The organism is Actinomadura sp. NPDC049753 (genome assembly GCF_040674655.1).
GTDB classification, from domain to species: domain Bacteria; phylum Actinomycetota; class Actinomycetes; order Streptosporangiales; family Streptosporangiaceae; genus Spirillospora; species Spirillospora verrucosospora.
Map to the genome: position 1 here is coordinate 1 of NZ_JBFARL010000465.1, position 1,305 is coordinate 1,305.

General features: G+C 77.6%; 1 protein-coding gene and 1 pseudogene. Both read left to right on the forward strand.

Going from position 1 to position 1,305, the window contains the following annotated elements; translation table 11 throughout:
- Nucleotides 1-901: pseudogene (locus AB0K37_RS42240) on the forward strand (conjugal transfer protein TraA); the annotation flags it as partial.
- Between the two features lie 118 nt (nt 902-1,019).
- Nucleotides 1,020-1,305: hypothetical protein (locus AB0K37_RS42245; protein WP_363991885.1), on the forward strand; the 286-nt coding region annotated here is incomplete at its 3' end.

The window sequence follows — 1,305 nt, forward strand, 5'->3', positions numbered from 1 at the left end:
CGTCCCGCGCGGTACAGGGCGCGCATCTGCACCGACCGCAACCGCTCCCGCAGCGGCGGACGGCGCGGCGCTCGACGTCGAGCTGTGCGCGGTGCTGGCCGAGGCGTGCCCCGACGGCGCGCACCTCGTGCTGTGCCGCGAGCCCGGCTCCCCGCCGCCCGCCGGGCCCGGCCGGCCGCTGGACGACCTGGAGGCGTCGGAGACCGTGCCCGTCGTGGCGCTGGACGCGGAGCCGCCGTCCGGCCCGCTCGGCGTCCTGACCGAGGCGGTGCGCGGCGGCGAGCTGGTCGCCGTGGACGCCCCGGGCCGCGAGGTCGTCATCGTGCCCGCCGAGGACGCCGGCGAGGCGCTGCACCGGACCGTCCAGCTCGTCACCGACTCGATCCCCCGCGCCCTCGGCATCCCCGTCGAGGACGTCCAGGTCGTCGCCCCGGCGGCGGGCGGGGACGCGGGCGCGGGCGCCCTGAACGCCGCGCTCAAGGCCCGGCTGAACCCCGGCCCCGGCGCGTTCGGCGGAATGGACCCCGGCGACCGCGTGGTCGTCGCGGCGCCGCTCCCGCAGGCGCCGCTCGGCGAGACGGGCGTGGTGACCGGCGGCGGCCCGCACGGGCTGGAGGTCGACTTCCCGGGCGGCGCCGCGGTCGTCGCCCCGGCGGAGGCGTCCCGGCTGCGGCACGGCTGGGCGGTGCCCGTGGCGCTCGCTCGCGGGACGCGGCGGCCCGGCGTGGTGGCGGTCCTGGGCGCGGACGGCCTGTCACGGCCCCTGGTGGCCACCGCGTTCGGCCTCGCGCGCCGCCACCTGTCCGTCGTGCAGGCGGCCGGACCCGCGCTGGCCAGGGCCGTCCGCGAGGAGGAGGCGCCCGCGCGGCGCACCAGGCTCGCGAGGCTGGTGGCCCAGTGAGGTACTGATGGGTAAAGAAACCCCCGTGTCGCGGTTTACGGACGACCCCGTATGGGACACGATGTCAACAAGGGCCAGGGTCAACAAGGTCAGGCACGGCATCGGGTGGAGGAGCGACATGCCCCAGCGGCTCAGGCGGCTCGGAACGGCGTCGGCGGCGGTCTCGGCGGGGGCGCTCGTCCTCGTCCTCGCCGCCCCGGCGGCCGAGGCGGCGGCGGAGACGTGCAAGAAGGGCGTCGACCCCGAGAGCACGGTCGAGAACTGGAAGTGCAACCTCGGCAACCTGCGCGAGGCGCTCACCCCGAAGACCCCCGCGCCGACGCCCGCGCCGACGAAGACCGTGAAGCCCGTCCCCGAGAAGACCACGAAGAAGACGAGGACGCCGGCCAGGGCGCCCGCCAAGG